The organism is Comamonas sp. Z1 (assembly GCF_008121555.1).
Lineage (GTDB): Bacteria > Pseudomonadota > Gammaproteobacteria > Burkholderiales > Burkholderiaceae_C > Comamonas > Comamonas thiooxydans.
The window spans coordinates 106,656-124,908 of the sequence record NZ_VOQT01000006.1; the positions used below are offsets into that span (position 1 = coordinate 106,656).

An 18,253-nucleotide genomic window follows, 5' to 3' on the forward strand; every position below is an offset into this window, starting at 1 on the left:
GCCTGGGCAGCGCGCCGGGTCGCGGCGCACAATAGGGCCAGTCCTGATGCTTGCACCAGAGGCAAAATCGGCCTCTTCCCCATATCCAGCAGGCGCTACCAGCTATCGATTCAAGAGTACCCGGTGTCTTCCGCGCAATCCATTCTGCAAGCCGTTTTTGGCTACGAGCAATTCCGTGGCCCCCAGCAGGCCATCGTCTCGCATGTCATCAACGGCGGCGATGCGCTGGTGCTCATGCCCACGGGCGGCGGCAAATCGCTGTGCTACCAGGTTCCGGCCATTGCGCGCCAGCAGCTCGGCCATGGCGTGACGATCGTGGTCTCGCCGCTGATCGCGCTCATGCACGACCAGGTCGGGGCGCTGCATGAGGCCGGCATCAGCGCCGCCTATCTGAACTCCACCCTGAGCTACGACGAGACGCAGGAGGTGGAGCTGCGCCTGCAAAGCGGCGACATCACCCTTCTCTATGCCGCTCCCGAGCGGCTGAACACGCCACGTTTTCTGGGTCTGCTCGACGATCTGCATGCCCAGGGCAAGCTGTCGCTGTTCGCCATCGACGAAGCGCATTGCGTGAGTCAGTGGGGACACGACTTCCGCCCCGAATACCGCGCGCTGAGCGTGCTGCACCAACGCTATGCCGAGGTGCCGCGCATCGCGCTGACGGCCACGGCCGATGCGCTGACGCGCGCCGACATCATCGAGCGCCTGCAGCTGGAAGCAGCCCAGCATTTCATCAGCAGTTTCGACCGCCCGAACATCCGCTACAAGATCGCCGAGAAAAAGGACGTCAGCAACCAGCTGCTGCGCTTTATCGAGCGCGAGCATGAGGGCGAGGCCGGCGTGGTCTATTGCCAGTCGCGCAAGCGTGTCGAGGAGCTGGCCCAGACCCTGGTGCAAAACGGCATCAATGCCCTGCCTTATCACGCCGGCCTGCCCCAGGAAATGCGCCAGAATCATCAGGACCGTTTTCTGCGCGAAGAAGGCGTGGTGATGTGCGCCACGATCGCCTTCGGCATGGGCATCAACAAGCCCGATGTGCGCTTTGTGGCCCATGTGGACATGCCCAAGAACATCGAGGGCTACTACCAGGAAACCGGCCGTGCGGGCCGCGACGGCCTGCCCGCCGATGCCTGGATGGCCTACGGTCTCAGCGACGTGGTCAACCAGCGCCGCATGATCGACGAAAGCCCCGCCGAAGAACAGTTCAAGCAGGTGATGCGCGGCAAGCTCGATGCCCTGCTCGGTCTGGCCGAGGCCACGGACTGCCGCCGCGTGCGGCTGCTGGCCTATTTTGGCGAGCAGTATGGACAGGAGCCGAGCCTGGATGGCAAGCCACTGCAGGCCGTTGCCCGCACCCATTGCGGCAACTGCGACAACTGCCTGGAACCGCCGGCGCTATGGGATGGCACGGATGCGGCACGCAAGCTGCTGTCCACCATCTTCCGCGTGCACGAGGCCAGCGGCCTGACCTATGGTGCGGGCCACATCATGGACGTGCTGCGCGGCAAGGAGACGGACAAGGTCACGCAGTACGGGCATGACAAGGTATCCACCTTCGGCATCGGCAAGGAGTATTCGGAGCCACAGCTGCGCGCTGTGATGCGCCAGTTGCTGGCCACGGGGGCCCTGGGCCTGCACAAGGTGGTGAGCGAGAACAGCGGCCATGTGTTTGACACCTTGTGCCTGGCCGCGGGCTCGCGTGCCGTGCTCAAGGGCGAGGTGCAGGTACAGCTGCGCGAGGCCGTGGCCGCATCGCGCAGCAAGAAGCAGGGCAAGAAGTCCGCTGCCAATGCAGCTGCGGTCAATCTGGGTCCCGACGCACAGGTGCGCTTCATCAACCTCAAGGCCTGGCGCGCCGAAGTGGCCAAATCTCACAATCTGCCGGCCTATGTGATCTTCCACGACGCCACCCTGGCATCGATTGCCGAACTCAATCCCCAGAGCCTGCAGGAGCTACAGGGCGTCAGCGGCATGGGCGCCAAGAAGCTCGATGCCTATGGTGCCGAGGTGCTGCGCGTGGTAGCACTGGGCTGATCGGCCCGGATTCGACAGCGGTCTGGACGCCGCCTCAAGGACCTGCAGCAAGCCGCGCCCCGGACCTTGAACAGGGTCGGGCAAGCTGCTGCTGGCAGCTGCGCGCGCCCGGACACCTGTTGCCGCCGTTTGCGGCGCTGGAAATCGCCCGACGCAGAGCTCTCCACAATTCCCACACAAATGCTCGACAGCCCGGAAATATTGCAAACGCACACTGCTGCCGCATACCGTTGACCGAATCCATTTTTGCGGAGCGCTTTCTGCTGTGATCAATACTGCCCAATTGCTGGCTGACGAAGCCAAATACTGCTCGTTTGGCGACACCGTCCACTACGTCAATCCTCCAAAGATCTTCACGGGCTGCGAAGGCAGCTATATGTACGACGATGCCGGCACGTCCTACCTCGATCTGCAGATGTGGTATTCGGCCGTCAACTTCGGCTACAAGAACAAGCGTCTTGAAGCCAAGATGATCGAGCAGCTGCAGGAGCTGCCCCAGGTGGCCAGCCAGTATCTGCACCCCACCAAGATCGAACTGGCCAAGTTCATTGCCGAAGACGCCAAGAGCAAATGGGGCCACGACGGCCGCGTGCACTTCAACGTGGGCGGCGCGCAAGCCATCGAGGACTCGCTGAAGGTCGTGCGCAACGCCAGCGGCGGCAAGAGCCTGATGTTCGCGTTCGAAGGCGGCTATCACGGCCGTACGCTGGGCGCGTCCTCGATCACCTCCAGCTACCGCTATCGCCGCCGTTTCGGCCATTTCAGCGACCGAGCACAGTTCATCCCCTTCCCCTACCCCTTCCGCCGCCCCAAGGGCATGACGGCAGAGGAGTACGCGGAATCCATCGTGGCCGACTTCCGTCGCAAGTTCGAAAACGAATACCACGCGGTCTGGGACCCCAAGACCAATCAGTGCGAATACGCAGCCTTTTACATCGAGCCCATTCAGGGCACCGGTGGCTACGTGATCCCACCTGCCAACTTCTTTACCGGCCTGAAGAAGGTACTGGACGACCATGGCGTACTGCTGGTGGTCGATGAAATCCAGATGGGCTTCTGGCGTACCGGCAAGCTGTGGTCGGTGGAAAACTTCGGCATCCAGCCCGATGTGCTGGTGTTTGCCAAGGCCCTGACCAATGGCCTGAATGCGCTGTCCGGCCTGTGGGCACGCGAAGAGCTGATCAACCCCACGGTGTTCCCGCCCGGATCCACCCATTCCACCTTTGCCTCCAACCCGCTGGGTACGGCCCTGGGCCTGGAAGTCATGAAGATGACCCACGAGATGGACTTCGGTCGTCAGGTGCGCGAATCAGGTGCCTACTTCCTCGAAGGCCTCAAGGAGCTGCAAAAGCGCCACAAGGAAATCGGCGATGTGGACGGCCTGGGCCTGGCGCTGCGTGCCGAAATCTGCACCGAGGACGGCTTCACGCCCAACAAGGCGCTGCTGGACAAGATGGTGGACATCGGCCTCGAAGGCGGCCTGGAATACCAGGGCCAGAAACGCGGCCTGGTGCTGGACGTGGGCGGCTACTACAAGAACGTGATCACCTTCGCGCCTTCGCTGATGATTTCGCGCAGCGAGATCGACGAAGCCATGGTGCTGCTGGATCAGTTGCTGACCAAGGCTAAAAAGGCGTAACCCCCTGAGCGGCTTTGCCTAGGCGGCCCCGCCGCTTCCCCCTCTGTCTTCGGGAAGGGGAAGACAGCCTCGCTGTGCGGCGGCGGGGGCCGCCCAGGTCTTGCTCGTTGTCTCTTGCTTGGGTTGTGCCAGTTTTCTGCGCTGCAGACACACTCAGGCGCCATCAAAACCGACTACAAAAAGGCGAAATGGCGACGGAAAATTTCCGCAACCAGCTCGAACCCAGTGGCTTGCTGCAGCAGTTCTCCAACCATCCTCCAGAAGGCTTTGCCTTGCTGAAGGAATGGCCGGCGCCAGCATTCACCGCCCCCTTCGATTTGCTGACCACCGCAGAAGACGCGCTCAAGGCGCGTCTTCTGTCGTTGCCGGGCGGGCGCTGGCTGAGCTCCAGGCTCAGGCTGAAGACGGACTTCATCGGCAGCACGGTCAGCGAGTATGCGCCCCTGCCCCAGGGCGTGGATGCGGCCACGCTGGCGCGGCAACTGCGCGCCGTGGCGGGCCGGACCATGCTCACCATCGTCAAGGATCTGCCGCAGGCATCACCCCTGCTGAGCGCCAGCGACAACGACTTTGCCAAGGCCTTGTCCCAGGCACTGGCCGAGCAAGGCTTTGTGGCGCTCGAAGGCCAGGCACTGGCCTATGTACCTCTTGGCTTTGCCAGCACGGACGAGTATCTGGCCGGCCTGTCCAAGAACCGCCGCAGCAGCCTCAGGCGCAAGCTCAAGAGCCGCGCACAGCTCTCCGTCCAGCGTATCCCTACCGGCGCAGCCTTTGCCGCTGATGCCCAGGTGGACGCCTACTATGCGCTGTTTGATGCGGTGTATGCGCAAAGCGACATTCACTTCGACAAACTCACGCGCGGCTTCTTTGCCGACTTACTGCGCGATGCGGACAACGGCGGCATCGTGTTCGAGTACCGGGATCGGCAAAGCGATGCTCTGCTGGGCTGGAATCTGTGCTTCGAGCATGACGGCAGGTTGATCGACAAATACATAGGTCTGTGCTACCCCGCAGCGCGCGAAGCGAATCTCTATTTCGTGAGCTGGATGGTCAATCTCGAATACGCACTGGAGCGGGGCCTGTCCCACTATGTGGCGGGCTGGACCGACCCGGAAGTCAAGGCCCAGCTCGGCGCCAGCTTCACCATGACGCAGCATCTGGTCTTCATCCGCAATCCCGTGCTGCGCGCCTTGGGGCGACGCTTCTCCGGTCTGTTTGAAAGCGATCGCCAGTGGAGTGACAAGCCATGATGCAACAAACACCTGTGGTGCTGGATGTCGATGGATCGGTAGGCCCGCTGCTCCAGGAGAAGCGGCTTGCGCTCGCCCAGTGGCAGGAGCTGGTGCGCTTTGGCTGCGGCCTGCGCAGCTTCAGGCGCTTCAGCCTGGCCATGCAGGAGCAGTTGCCCGCGCAGCACGGTACCGTGCTCATGGGCAGCGGCGACTTTCACCATCTGAGCTGGCCGCTGATCGAGCGCTGCATCGCCCAGAAGGGCTTCAGCGCCAAGCATCCGCTGCGCGTGGTGGTGCTGGACAACCACCCGGACAATATGCGCTTTCCCTGGGGCGTGCACTGCGGCTCCTGGGTGCGACGCGTGGCCATGCACCCGGCCGTGTCGCAGGTCCATGTGGCAGGCATCACCTCGCAGGACATAGGCTCGGGCCACGCCTGGGAAAACTATCTGCGGCCGCTGCGCGCCGGCAAGCTCACCTACTGGAGCTGCGGCGTGGACACCGGCTGGGCCCGGCGCCTGGGCGCGGGCAAGGCGTTTCGCAGCTTTGCCAATATCTCGGAGCTGGTACAGACGCTGTCCAACCATCTGCATGACTGGCCGCAGGACACCTATCTGAGCATAGACAAGGATGTGTTCGCCGCCGAAGTCGTGCGCACCAACTGGGACCAGGGCCGGATGCTGGAAGAGCAGGCCGTGCAGCTGATCGATGCGCTGCGCGGACAGATCACGGGCAGTGATATCACGGGTGACGTGTCGTCATGGCACTATGGCACCTGGTGGAAACGACTGATGAGCGCGGGCGACGGCCAGGACACACAGATTGACGCCGCTACGCTGGCCGGCTGGCAGGCCGGGCAGCATGCATTGAACCAGCGGCTGATACAGCACATAGCGCTCAGCAGCACGAGTTAGAGCGATTCCACCGACCACTTTTCAACACTTCACTTCAAGGAGCTGACATGCTGGACCGGTTGACCGAAAAATTGCTGCAACAGGTATTTGCACCTCTGGTCAAAACGGGACGGCTCGAAGTCACCACCCCTTCAGGCAAGGCGCTGATCTTCGGCGACGGCGGCCAACCCCAGGCGCGTCTGCGTTTTGCCGACAGACGCGCCGTCATTGCACTGCTGCGCGATCCCGACCTCAACTTTGGCGAGCTGTTCATGCAGCAGCGCCTGCTGGTCGAGCAAGGCACGGTCTATGACGTGCTGGAGCTGGTGCTGCGCGGCGCCAGGCTTGTGCCCGTCAGCGCCACGGTACGCTTGCTCGATGCCTGGCGCATGAAGCTGCGGCCCTTGCTGCAGAACAATCTGCGCGGCAAGTCGCGTGCCAACGTGGCGCATCACTACGATCTGGACGACCGGCTCTATCAGCTGTTTCTCGACAGCGAGCGCCAGTACTCCTGCGCCTATTTCGAGCAGGGCAACGAAGACCTGGAAACGGCACAGCTGGCCAAGAAGCGCCATATCGCCGCCAAGCTGCTGATCGAGCCGGGCCAGCGCGTGCTCGACATAGGCTGCGGCTGGGGCGGTCTCTCGCGCTATCTGGCCGAGGTGGGCGGTGCCGGCCATGTCACAGGCATCACGCTGTCCACGGAGCAGCTGGCCGGCGCGCAGTCCAGGGCCTCGCAGTCCATCCATGGCGAGCGGCTGGAGTACCGGCTGGAAGACTACCGCGACACACAGGGGCCGTTCGAGCGCATCGTCTCTGTCGGCATGTTCGAGCATGTGGGCACGAGATTCCATGACGCCTTCTTCCGCAAATGCCATGAGCTGCTCAGCGAGGACGGCGTGATGCTGCTGCACTTCATCGGCAACAGCGATGTGCCCGACTTCAACAATCCCTGGATAGAGCGCTACATCTTTCCCGGCGGCCATATCCCGTCGATGTCGGAGTTCACGCCGGCCATAGAGCGCGCGGGGCTGGTGATCTGCGATATCGAGGTGCTGCGCCTGCACTATGCCCAGACCCTGCGCCTGTGGCGCGAGCGTTTCATGGCACGCCGTGCCGAAGCCGCCGCCCTGTATGACGAGCGCTTCTGCCGCATGTGGGAGTTCTATCTGTCCATGTCGGAGACCGCGTTCCGCTATCAGGACATCGCCATCTTCCAGGTTCAGCTGGCGCGCAGGCAGGATGCCGTACCGCTCACGCGCAGCTATATCGCCGAGCGCGAGACAGCACTGAAAGCCAGGGAGTCCGGACAGAAATGCAGAGTCTCCGCTATGACAGATCCCACTGAAGCAAGGGAAAATATCGCTTGATTCCAATGATCTTGTCAGAAGAAAAGCTCATGAAAACCCGGGAATCTTCCAGCTCTCAACGGAAAAATCCTTGCGCACCAATTTTTCATTGAGCAGGAAGCGTTTGGCCTCGGAGATCAAATGCAAGCCTTGCTCCGGATAGGCCTGAGCGGGCAGATTACTCAATGCCACAGAGGCTTTGACCGCTGGCACCGGGAAACCGCTGGCCTCGGCATGAAACGCCAGATACGCTGCGCTGTCGCTACGAATCTCCCCCAGGGCAATGCTGCGTGCGCGACCCCAGGTAGCAGGAAATTGCGGCAACCTCGCAAGCAGTTTGGGAGAAATCACAATGACCGATGTGCCCAGCAGCGTCGGATACTGCGCAGCCTCTGCCAGAACCGGAAAGCCTTGCTGCGCCAGCAACGGCCCCATATTGATAGGTGCGGCAAACGCAGCCACATCCCCACGCTCCAGCGCCGGTGCACCGTCGCGCGGCAGCATATGCACCACCTTGACCCTGCCGCTCAAACCATGCTGCCTGAGCAGACCCAGCACAAAGCGGTGCATGTATGAGCCCAGAGCCACGCCAACGACCTTGCCCTTGAGCTCCTCCACCGTCTTGATGCCAGCCTTGGGCGTCAGCAGCCAGGTGTTCATGCCCACGCAATCAAAACCCAGCAGCTTACCTTGAAAGCCTTGCGCATGAGCGACCACTGCGGGTGTGTCGCCATAGATGCCGATGTCCAGGTGGTCGGCAATGAATGCTTCGTTCAAGTCCGGTCCATTGGGAAACACACGGGTCACGACCTGGGAGAAGCCCAACGTGCTCAGTTCTCGCTGCAAGATGCCCTGCTGCAGCGCCCAGCCCGTGGCATAAGCAGGCTTCTTTCCAGGACCGATATAACCGATACGCAAGGTCTGCGCCGCGCTTTGAGACTGCGCTTCACCCAGCATGGGAATGCTTGCCGCCAAAGCGCCAAGCAGCCATTGACGACGATTGAAAGCGGCACAAGAGCCTGCTTCCGACAAACGGATTTCATGTTCTGACATGGATGACAAAATTTCTAATGCGCACGCGCCAGCAGCTCGTAGCTGGCATCCAGTGCCGCGGTAGATTGGCGACCTTTGCCCCAACCAACGGAGGCGCGATAGCTGCCCAGCAAAGCTTGCGTGGCAGGCGAGAGCTCATCCACATGGGCAGCAGCATCTGCCACCGGGGCAACATACAAGGCGTCCTCAGGGCAATACAGCTCGCACATAAAGCAAGTCTGGCAATCGCTTTGCCGGGCAATGCGCGGAGCCTGCCCTTTGACCATGTCGAACACATTGGTAGGGCAGGCATGGACGCAGATATTGCAGCCGGTGCAACGCTCTGAGCTGATGATTTCGATCATGCGAGCACTCCTTCGGAAGACGGCACTTCTTTGACCCGCTGACGACGCACCCAGACTTCATCAAGGCCGCCAGAAATCAATCGATGTCTCTGGCCTGGGTCCAATTCTTGATGATCGCGACGGCGATGCATGCCCCGGGTTTCGGTACGCTGCAAGGCACTCCGGTACATCCATCGCGAGGTAGCCAGCATGGCTGTTGCCTCCCTCAGGCGCAGGCGCTCTTCGATGGACTGGAACTGCACACCAGTACGCAGGCGCAGCCACAAGGCATCAAGGTTCTGCAGAGACTGCTGCAACTCATCGGATTGGCGATTCCAGTTGCGCTCGTACGGGAAGACTTCGGCCTGTACCGCTTGAATCAGCTGACTGCTGTCCAGCCGAGCTTGACCCTGCTCCTCAAGACCTGGACTGCCTGCGCGGTAAAGCTGCCGTTTTTTCATCGGGTTATGCAAGGCAAAGCGCGCAGCGCCGGCACCAGCCCAGAATCCCGAAGAGAGCGCCCAGGCTGCGTTATGACTGCCGCCCCCGGTAAAGCCACCACAGATCAGCTCGCGCGTTGCTGCATCGCCTGCAGCGTACAGCCCGGCCACGGAGGTTGCACAGTCGGCATCCACCACATTCAGACCGCCAGTGCCACGCACCGTTCCTTCCAGCCGCAAGCTGACCGGGAACATTTCATGAAAAGGGTTGATGCCTTTGCGGTCAAACGAGACAAAGAAGTTGGGCTGTGCCGTGCGCATCCATGCCTGAATGCTCGCATCGGCTTTATCCAAGCGCGCAAAAACAGGCTGTGTTTGCAACGTCTGCGCAATGATGCTGCGCCCGCGCGAAGACCCTGCACCATCGATCAGCGAGCCGTCTGCATAGTAAAAACTGGCCCAGTTGTAGAACAGTGACTTGGTGACCGAAGAGAACGCCGGCCCCAGCCCATAGGCATTGGAGAATTCCATGCCCGAGAGCTGTGCCCCCACCTCGGCGGCCATCAGGTATCCATCACCGGTCAGCACATTGCAGCCCAGCGCGCGGCTAAGGAAAGCGCAGCCACCGGTGGCAATGATGGTTGCACTTGCACGCACAACCCAGGTATCTTCGGCTTGCCTGCGCACACCTGTTGCGCCGCATACCGTGCCAGCGTCATCCACGAGCAATTCCAGCGCCGGGCTATGGTCAAGAATACGTACGCCGGCAGCCTTGACCTGCTTGCGCATCAAACGCATATATTCAGGGCCTTGCAGGGAGTTGCGCCGCAGCTTGCCCTCCACATCGACAGGAAACGGGTAGCCCCATTCAGTCAACAGCTCGATGTTGTTCCAGGTCTGCTCCAGCACCCGATCCATCCATGCCTGCTCGGCCAGCATGCCGCCCATGGTGTAACGGCTGGCTTTGGCTTTCTCACGCAAATCCCCGGTATTGTCGACATGCCAAACGCCGCAGCCCGAAGGTGCAGTTGCGCCCGATGTTCCGCAATATCCCTTGTCGACCAGCAGCACGTTTGCCCCCTGGCTGGCCGCACTGATGGCAGCCCATGCCCCTGCTGGCCCAGCGCCGATAACCAGAACATCCACATCGTGCTGGCAGGCCCCCGCCGCGCTTGACAGCGCTTGCCTTGAGCGTTTTCCTACTCCCATTTTCACCACTCCTTGTGCCTTGATCTGCGGGGCAACAGGCCATGCAGTCCGTTCAAGTTCAGTGTAGAAACGAGCCGGCGAAAACAGAACGAATGGATTTCTATATCGTTATTGCAGACAGATTGCAGGCGTAGGCGTAGGCGTAGGCGTAGGCGTAGGCGTAGGCGTAGGCGTAGGCGTAGGCGTAGGCGTAGGCGTAGGCGTAGGCGTATCAGCGTGCTGCCAGCGTGTCCAGCAAATCCGCAAAGCGCTCGTCATCCAGCCATGGGCTATTGCTGATGGCCAGCAAGCGCTGCGCCCAGTCGCGCGCCTGGCTGACCGCATCGTCGCGTGCAGCACCCAGTACATGGTCGTAGCGGCCATAGTCGGGCAGCACATGGACAAAGGGCAGAGACAGACCACAGCCACCGCCCCAATGCGCGCGCAGCACGGCATCCCTGGCCTGCTGGCTCGGCATGCGCAGCAGGATCACCGGCCACACGCCCTGTGCCCGGGGCACGGCATCCTGCAACACTTCCAGCCCGCAAGCCTGCAACTGAGCGATGCGCAGGCGGGCCTGTCCGGATGCTTGCTGCTGAAACCCCTCCAGCCGCTGCAATGCCCTGGCCCCCACGCTCTGGCGCCAGCGCCCCAGACTGTGCTGGGGAATGAGATCGTCGAAGTCATCGCCTGCGGCCTCTACCCAGTCACCACGCGACAATGATTTCTCCAGCGGCTTGCCATAGGCCATGCGCAGACCCGAGGGCCGGTAGAGCATGGCATAGCCCAGCAGCTCGATGCTGCGGCGCAGCTCCCACCACAGGCTGAACCGGGTGGCGGCGCCGGCTGCGCTCAGCGCAGCACGCATGGAAGGCTCGCGCGCCATCAGCACGCCACCTTCAAAGGTGCTCAACCCCTTGCCGACGGCCAGGCTGAAAAAGCCGATATCGCCTTTGAGGCCCACCGAAGCTCCGCCGCTGCGCGCTCCCAGCGCCTGGGCGGCATCCTCGATCACATAGGCGCCCACGGCGCGCGCGCATTGCAGGGCGGCGTCCACATCGGCCACACGCCCGCACAGATGCGTGGGCAGCACGGCCAGCGTCCGGTCGCTGCACAGGCGCTGCAGGCAGACAGGGTCCATGTCCAGCGCATCGGCGCGCAAATCGCACAGGCGCAGTTGCAGCCCGCACTGCGCAATCGCCAGCGCCACCAGCGGACAGGTATAGGCCGGTGCAACGACCTCGCTGCGCCCAGGACTGAGGGCCTGCAGGCTGCGCAGCGCCACCATCAGGGCCGAGGTCCCCGAGCATTCGAGTTGCACCGCCTCCACGCCCAGCCAGGCAGCCAGCTGTCCTGCCAGGCTGCCCGCACCCGAAGGCCAGAGGTCGCCGAGCTGTAGTGGCAGGCCGGCCGTTGGCGGCACCGTGGGCTGGCGCATGTCAGGCGGCCTGCTCGGCCTCTGGCTTCTCGCTCACCGCCAGGCACATGATGCCGGCCACGATGAACAGACAGCCAATGATCTGCGGCCAGCCAATGGGCTCGTTGAACAGCCAGTACGAGATCGCCAGCACCGAGATGATCTCCAGATGCGAGGCCGCGAATGCCGGGCCGATGGGAGCGTGCTTGAGCAGGCTCATCCAGGTGAAAAAGGCACCGATGTAGCCAACGAATGCACCGTAGATCCAGGGCTGGCTGAACACGCGCAGCAGCCAGCCGGTGGAGAACTCCAGCGGCAGTGCGGAATCACCGGCCTGCTTGAAGCTGAGCTGCGCCAGCGTGTCAAAGGCCATGAGTACCAGAAAGCCGACAATGTAAAAACGCTTCATAGCCGACGGCCCTCAGTGCAATCCAACGATGGCCACGCCTACGGACACCAGCACGATGCCGGCTACGCGCATGGGCGCGAGCTTTTCGCGAAACAGCACCCGGCCCAGAATCATGATGGCGACGATGTTGATCGAGCCCAGCAGCACCCCGTCCGACAGCGGCACCAGCGACAGAAATGCCAGCCAGACCAGAAACTCCGCCACATAGCAGGCAATGCCCACCCACAGCCAGGGCCTGGCCAGCATGAAGCGCCAACGCTCCGTGCCATTGCGATGCCCCGGCTCGCTGGCCGCGGCCTTGAAAGCCAGCTGTCCCCCGCTGTCCACCAGCACATTGAGTATCCACAGCGTCACCACCAGGGGCGAGAGATCACTACCCATTCGCACCCCTGGCAGGCGCTGCCGAGCTGGCGATGCGCGCGATGAACTCGTTGAGCTTGGCAATCACGGTGCGGCGCTCGCGGTCGATGGTGATCATGTGATAGCAATTGTCCAGCAGCACCAGGTCGACATGGGCGTTGACCGCGCCGCGCTGGATATCGTGGGCATTGCTGACCGAGGAAATATCGTCTTCCCGGGCGTGAATGACCAGACAGGGCGAGCGCAGCTGCGCCAGTCCGGCCTGCACATTCGCGGACAGGGCGCGCAGCTCGATGACGCTCCACCAGGGATTGCCGGGCAGGCCTGCGGCAGAGCTGTCGCCGCTGTTCATCTGCTCGACCACGCGCGCGCGCAAGGCCTCGTCCTTGATGCCGTAGGGTGGCGCCTCCATGAAGACGCTGTTGCGGCCAATGCCCAGCAGGCGGAATAGCGGCAGCAGGAACGCCAGCTTGGTATAGGCAGGGATGCTCCAGCCGTCATAGCGGAAGGTGGTGGACAGCGCGCAGACGCCCGCAACCTTGTCGGGATGGCGCTCGGCCACGGCCAGCGACAGCAGCGCCCCCATGGAAAGACCGCCGACCACCACATGGTCCACATGCAGCGAAAAGCGCTGCAGGCCCGACTCCACACTTGCCAGCCAGTCCGTCCAGCGGGCAGCCACCAAGTCTTCCATGCTGCCGCAATGTCCTGCCAGCTGCACCCCGTAGACCGTGAAGCCCTGCTTGTTCAGACCTTTAGCGAGCAGGCGCATCTCGGCGGGCGTGCCGGTCAGGCCATGGATCAACAGCACGCCCGTGCGGGCATTGCGGCCTTCGCCCGGCATGACGAACTCATGCGGCGTCACGCACAGCTGCTGCAAATCCGGCTGCTGCAGCAGCCCCAATCCATCGGCCGCATTCATGCAATCTGCTCCATGCCGAGCAGGACCTGCTCCAGCAGCTGGGTGGCCTGCGCAAAATGCTCGAAGCGCGCGTGGGCAATCCCCTGGCTCTCGCAATAGTCGATGAGCTTGTACTTGGCCAGCACGAAATCCGCCTTGCCGGAAACGCAGAAGTCCGACGTGCTGTCGCCGATATAGAGCACCCGCCCATGAACGGCCTGCTGCTCGGCCAAGCGTTCGCACTTGCAGTTGCCGCTGGCCCGTGTGCAGCGATTGCTGGCCCAGGGCGAATCCAGTCGCCAGCTACGCTCGCCCGTCTGCACCAGATGGTTGGCGATCACTTCCAGATCCCCGAGGCCATGGCGTGCGAGCACATGGCGAATCGCATAGTCAATGCCGTCGCTGACGACCTGCACCTTGATGCCATGCAGCCTGGCCTCGGCCACGAAGCCGGCAAAGTGCTCGTCGATCTCGATGCTGTCCAGATGGTTCTGCAGTTCGACCTCGCTCATGTCCAGCAGGGCCACCTGCCCCTTCATGCATTCGCGCGAGCCGATATCGCCGCGCTCCCAGGCGTCTTCCAGTTCCTGCCAGCCCGGCTTGCCAAAGCGATTGAGCAGAGTATCGGTCACGTCCAGCAGGCTGATGGTGCCGTCGAAATCGCTTTGCACCATCCAGCCGGCCGCAGCTGTACCTGCAGGCGACGGGAAAATCTGAATGCGCTTATTCATGGAAACTGACCCTCACGTTCTGACCGACCTTGACATTGGCGGGCGGCTGGTCAAATGCCAGCACGCATTCCACAACCCTTACCGGGCCGCGCTGCGCGTCGTCCTGCAGCTTGGCCGCTCCATAGACGGGACTGATGCGCAACACGGTCGCAGCAGGAAACTCCTGGCGGGCAGCGCTGCCGTCTGCGTCCACCGTCACCAGGGCCTTCATGCCCTCGCGAATCGCTGTCACAAAGCTTTCGTTGACTTCGGCACGCACGATAAAGGGGCGCTTGGGCAGCAGCACCGCCACCGGACTGCCGCTTTGCAGCATGCTGCCGCCCTGTGCCTGCAGACGCACCACGACTGCGGCCTCGGGCGCACGCAGCTCGTGGCGCTGCAGCAGGGCCCGCAACTGCTCGGCCTTGCGCTTGGCGACCGTGACTTCTGCAGCCGCAATATCCACTTCGGACTGCGCATCACGCAGGGCCTGCACGGCTTCGTCCACGCTCTGCAGGTCCGCTGCCCCCTGTTTGGCAGCGGACTGCCAGCGCGTCAGCGTGGCCTTGAGCGCGGGCAGGCGATTCTGGCGCGTCTTGAGTTTGGTCTGCGCCAGCTGCAGCTCGGACTCCGCCACCGCCAGATCGGCGCGCGCCGCATCGTCGGCGAGACGCAGCACTGGCTGGCCTTTCTGCACGCTCTGGCCTTCCTTGACCAGCAATTGCTGCACCACGCCCGATGCGGCAGACGAGAGATCGAGCAGACCGCCTTCTACATCGATCTTGCCCCGCGCAACGGCTACCTGGCTTTGAGGCTTGATCTGGGCTGCGGCCGGCGTGATCACGGAGGCTGCGTCCTGAGACGGAGAGCACCCGCCCAGCATCAGCACGGCAGCCGCCAGCAGCGGCGCGCCCGACACAATGCTGAGACGAAATGGGCTTGGGTTCATGTTTATTCCTTGATGGGGCTGTTCTGGCGCCAGTCGCTGCGAATGGCGCCGTCTTCCATGCCCAGCACACGATCGGCGTGGCGTACCAGGCGCGGATCATGGCTGACGCAGAGCACCGTGGTGCCGTGCGTGCGCGCTGCACGGTGCAGCAAATCAATGACACGCTGGCCGCTCTCGGCGTCCAGCGCACTGGTGGGCTCGTCGGCGAACAGCAGGCGAGGCTGCTTGGCCATGGCACGTGCGATGGCCACACGCTGCTTCTCGCCGCCCGACAGCTGGGCCGGGCGCATATGACTGCGGTGCGAGAGCCCCACTTCATCGAGAGCCTCCTTGGCACGGCGCAATGTCTCGGCGTTCTTGAGGCCCATATAGCCAAGCGGCAGCTGCACCTGCTCCAGTGCCGTCAAGGCCGGAAACAGATTGAAGCCCTGGAAGACAAAACCCGTATGACGCAGACGAAATTTCTCCAGTGCCGCCGTACCGAGCTTGGCCAGGTCCTCGCCCAGTGCCAGCGCATGGCCGGCATCGGGCTTTTGCAGTCCCGACATCAGCGACAGCAGCGTGCTTTTGCCGCAGCCCGAAGGGCCGGAGATCAGGCTCAACTCCCCCGCATACAGGCTGACGGACAGTCCTTGCAGCACATGCACCTGGACGATGCCCGACACAAAGGATTTGTCGAGACGCACGGCCTCGAGGCTGGGCGCTGCATCCTTGACTGCAGCAGAATTTTTGATGCGTTCCATGGTCTCGGCTTGCATGTTTCAGGCCTTAACGCAACAGGGTTGCCGGGTCGGCACGCAGCAAGCTGCGCATGGCGCCCAGACCCGACAGCAGCGACAGCACGGCCACCAGAAAGCCGCACGCAAGTACCGCGGACAGGTTGAGGGCAACAGGGACGCGGTAGCTGGATGCAATGCTGAGCAGCACCGCGCTGGCCAGTGCCGCCAGCACAAAGCCCAGGCCGCCAATCCAGCAGGCCTGCTCGACCACCACGCGGCCCAGGGCTGCTCGGCTCACGCCCAGAGCATTGAGCACCGCATACTCGCGGGCGGACCCTGCCACCACCGCCTTGAGCGACTGGCTGGTCACGATGGCGCCCACCAGGCAGACGATGACGGCCATGAAGAGCACGCCGGCACCGGCGCCGGTATCGAGCATCCAGTAACGCTGAGAGCGGCGCGCAAAGGCATCCGCCGTCCAGACCTCGTACGGGCCGAAGCTGCTGCTGGACTGACTCAATCTCGCCTGTGCCTCGCCTGCCTTGGCTCCTTGCTTGAGGCGCGCCACGAAATAGGTGCTGCCATGCTCGGCACTGGTTTCTGCAATTTCGCGGGCCGTGCTGAGCGAGGCGATCACGTTGACACCGCCCAGGCCGCGCAAGCCGTCTACGGCAGCCACGATCTTGACCGCATGGTTGTTGATCCAGGCCGTGCTGCCTTCCTGCGCGCCCAGAGTCCCCAGGTCCGCCCTGTCCACAATCACGGCACCGGGCTCGCGCAGCAGCTGTCGCTGCCAGGAGGTGAGCACCTTGGTGAACATCATGGAGTTGTCCGCAGTGCTGACGCCCGAAAGATAGACCGAGACTCCGCCTCCGGTCGCGCCCTGGGCACCGGCGCGCGCGCGCCAGTCGCCATCGACCCAGACATAGGATTCCACGGCCGCCACATCGGGGTCCATGCGCAGACGCATCTCCACATCGCTACCGATATTGCGCCCGAAGTTCACGCTTTGCGTGCCCGGATAGCCCACCCAGAGATCGGCCGAAGAAGCCGTCACGTAGATCGCGGCAGAGCCGAAGATGCCCAGCACCAAGGCGGCCTGCATGGCCAGCAGAACGCCCGAAAAGCCCACGGCGAACACCGAAGGGACAAAGCGTCTCCACTCATGGATCAGCGTCTTGCGCGCCAGGGCAATCATGGCTGAGCCTCTGTGGTCCGGGTAACAAGCGCGGCATCGACAGGGGCTGCACCCACTGCCTTGTAGAGAGCCACATAGGCCAGCGCCTCGGCAGCCCTGGCGGTTGCCAGCTCGCTCTGGTTTTGCAGGCTGGCGCGGGCGCTATCGATGCCCGCAAGCTCGCTGGACAGGCCCAGTTGCTGGCGCACTGCCTGAGCCTTCTCGCGCCCGGCATGAATCTGCTGCTGGGACTGCAGCTGCTGCTGCCTTTGCTGCTGGGCGGCAACCGCTGCCAGGGCAGTTTCGGCCTCGGCAATGCCATTGAGCACGGCCTGGCGGTATGCCTTGATGCTGGCCTGCAGCGCCAGCTCCTTGCCGTCTGCCACGGCACGGCGGCGACCCCAGTCAAAGAGCGGAATGTCGATCTGCGGACCGACCATGGGAATGGAGTCCGAGGTCGTGCGGTGATTGCGCGTCAGGTTGTATGCATACAGCAGGGACCCCGTCAGGGTCAACCGCGGATAGAGCGCCGCGCGCGACACGCCGACCTCGGCCGCAGCCTGCTCCACCGCAGCCTCGGCACTTTGAATATCGGGGCGGTTGCGCAGCAGGTCTGCCGGCAGTACGGCAAGCGCCTGCATTGCGGGCAACGCGGCATCCGTCCTGGGCTGCAGCCACTGCGGCTCGGCACGCTCACGTCCCAGCAGGGCAGCCAGCGCATGGGCAGCACGCGCCTGGGCCTCGTTCAGGGTGGACAGCTGAGACTCTGCGGTGCGCAGCTGCAGCTGTTGCTGCTCCAGAGACTGGGCATCTGTCAGTCTCTGCTCATGCCGAATCTGCAAGAGCTGCAGCTGTCGCTGCGCCTGCTGCAATTGCCTCTCGACCAGGCTGCGCTGCACCTGGGCCAGCCGGATATCGAGATAACGGTGCACCACATCGGCCACCAGCGCCACTCGCGCTGCATGCAGCTGGGCTTGCGCATCCAGCACGCCGGCCGCGCCTGCACGGCGCGCCGCTTCGGAGTCACCAAACAGACCAAGATCCCAGCTCACATCAATGCTGGCATGGAAGTAAGTATCAACTGCTGCAATATCCTGCAGAGTCCGCGCTCCGGTGCTGACTATGGGGCGAAAAGCCGCATCTGCCGTACCCGCCAGCAAGCGCTGCTGACGCAGACGCAGCACGGCCTGAGCCACATCAAGATTCTGGGCCAGTGCCTCATCCACCAGCGCATTGAGAGCAGGGTCATTCCAGGCACGCCACCATTGAGCCAGCTCCGCGGGGTCCGACTTTTGAGCCGACTCCTGCTGCTGCCATTGGGGTGGCGTGGTCCGGTCCAGCTTGACTGCCTCGGGCGCAGCACAGCCTGCCAGCAACGACAAGACACACAGACACAGACGGCCCATGCGAAGACGCGAGACGTGAGAGGGAAATATCACAGCGCAGTTGGCTCAAGCTTT

General features: G+C 63.0%; 17 protein-coding genes. 5 read left to right on the forward strand and 12 right to left on the reverse strand.

The genetic code is table 11. The features are described from left to right. Positions 1-123 precede the first annotated feature (123 nt). From recQ to FSY45_RS13310, 5 genes are all read left to right on the forward strand, one after another. Complete coding sequence (recQ, locus tag FSY45_RS13290; protein ID WP_003069534.1) at positions 124-2,034, forward strand: DNA helicase RecQ; 1,911 nt, start codon at positions 124-126, stop codon at positions 2,032-2,034. A 265-nt stretch (positions 2,035-2,299) separates the two neighbouring features. Further along, positions 2,300-3,673, forward strand: coding sequence for an aspartate aminotransferase family protein (locus FSY45_RS13295; RefSeq protein ID WP_003069536.1), 1,374 nt, complete (start codon positions 2,300-2,302; stop codon positions 3,671-3,673). A 188-nt stretch (positions 3,674-3,861) separates the two neighbouring features. Further along, positions 3,862-4,923, forward strand: coding sequence for a GNAT family N-acetyltransferase (locus FSY45_RS13300; RefSeq protein ID WP_046461139.1), 1,062 nt, complete (start codon positions 3,862-3,864; stop codon positions 4,921-4,923). Further along, positions 4,920-5,819: a hypothetical protein gene (locus tag FSY45_RS13305; RefSeq protein ID WP_080944431.1), complete on the forward strand. Its 900-nt coding sequence runs from the start codon at positions 4,920-4,922 to the stop codon at positions 5,817-5,819. Before FSY45_RS13300 ends, FSY45_RS13305 begins: the two co-directional genes overlap by 4 nt. Positions 5,820-5,866: 47 nt before the next feature. Beyond that, positions 5,867-7,168, forward strand: a complete 1,302-nt coding sequence (locus FSY45_RS13310; RefSeq protein WP_148748105.1) for a cyclopropane-fatty-acyl-phospholipid synthase family protein — start codon at positions 5,867-5,869, stop codon at positions 7,166-7,168. A gap of 27 nt (positions 7,169-7,195) precedes the next feature. Here the strand turns inward: FSY45_RS13310 and FSY45_RS13315 are convergent, their stop codons facing one another. From FSY45_RS13315 to FSY45_RS13375, 12 genes are all read right to left on the reverse strand, one after another. After that, positions 7,196-8,200, reverse strand: a complete 1,005-nt coding sequence (locus tag FSY45_RS13315; RefSeq protein WP_003069542.1) for an ABC transporter substrate-binding protein — start codon at positions 8,198-8,200, stop codon at positions 7,196-7,198. A gap of 14 nt (positions 8,201-8,214) precedes the next feature. Then, positions 8,215-8,544 carry a ferredoxin family protein gene (locus FSY45_RS13320; protein WP_003069544.1) on the reverse strand — a complete coding sequence of 110 codons (330 nt, stop codon included), beginning with the start codon at positions 8,542-8,544 and terminating at the stop codon, positions 8,215-8,217. Next, entirely contained in the window at positions 8,541-10,172 is a 1,632-nt protein-coding gene (locus tag FSY45_RS13325; RefSeq protein ID WP_046461138.1) for an FAD-dependent oxidoreductase, read from the reverse strand. The genes FSY45_RS13320 and FSY45_RS13325 overlap by 4 nt, the downstream gene beginning before the upstream one ends. Positions 10,173-10,383: 211 nt before the next feature. Continuing rightward, positions 10,384-11,589, reverse strand: a complete 1,206-nt coding sequence (locus FSY45_RS13335) for a DegT/DnrJ/EryC1/StrS family aminotransferase (RefSeq protein ID WP_046461137.1) — start codon at positions 11,587-11,589, stop codon at positions 10,384-10,386. Between the two features lies 1 nt (position 11,590). After that, positions 11,591-11,977, reverse strand: a complete 387-nt coding sequence (locus FSY45_RS13340; RefSeq protein WP_003069549.1) for a multidrug efflux SMR transporter — start codon at positions 11,975-11,977, stop codon at positions 11,591-11,593. Positions 11,978-11,989: 12 nt separating this feature from the next. After that, positions 11,990-12,358 (reverse strand): EamA family transporter, encoded by a 369-nt coding sequence (locus FSY45_RS13345; protein ID WP_003069552.1) that lies wholly within the window; start codon positions 12,356-12,358, stop codon positions 11,990-11,992. Further along, complete coding sequence (locus FSY45_RS13350; protein WP_003069554.1) at positions 12,351-13,259, reverse strand: carboxylesterase; 909 nt, start codon at positions 13,257-13,259, stop codon at positions 12,351-12,353. The genes FSY45_RS13345 and FSY45_RS13350 overlap by 8 nt, the downstream gene beginning before the upstream one ends. Beyond that, a complete protein-coding gene (locus tag FSY45_RS13355; protein ID WP_003069555.1) occupies positions 13,256-13,969 on the reverse strand; it encodes an MtnX-like HAD-IB family phosphatase in 714 nt (237 codons plus the stop codon). The genes FSY45_RS13350 and FSY45_RS13355 overlap by 4 nt, the downstream gene beginning before the upstream one ends. Then, positions 13,962-14,897: an HlyD family secretion protein gene (locus tag FSY45_RS13360; RefSeq protein WP_003069556.1), complete on the reverse strand. Its 936-nt coding sequence runs from the start codon at positions 14,895-14,897 to the stop codon at positions 13,962-13,964. The genes FSY45_RS13355 and FSY45_RS13360 overlap by 8 nt, the downstream gene beginning before the upstream one ends. A gap of 2 nt (positions 14,898-14,899) precedes the next feature. Then, positions 14,900-15,655 carry an ABC transporter ATP-binding protein gene (locus FSY45_RS13365; RefSeq protein WP_003069557.1) on the reverse strand — a complete coding sequence of 252 codons (756 nt, stop codon included), beginning with the start codon at positions 15,653-15,655 and terminating at the stop codon, positions 14,900-14,902. 10 nt (positions 15,656-15,665) lie between these two features. After that, positions 15,666-16,814, reverse strand: a complete 1,149-nt coding sequence (locus FSY45_RS13370; RefSeq protein ID WP_003069558.1) for an ABC transporter permease — start codon at positions 16,812-16,814, stop codon at positions 15,666-15,668. Continuing rightward, a complete protein-coding gene (locus FSY45_RS13375; RefSeq protein WP_046461136.1) occupies positions 16,811-18,199 on the reverse strand; it encodes an efflux transporter outer membrane subunit in 1,389 nt (462 codons plus the stop codon). Before FSY45_RS13375 ends, FSY45_RS13370 begins: the two co-directional genes overlap by 4 nt. Positions 18,200-18,253: the final 54 nt, after the last annotated feature.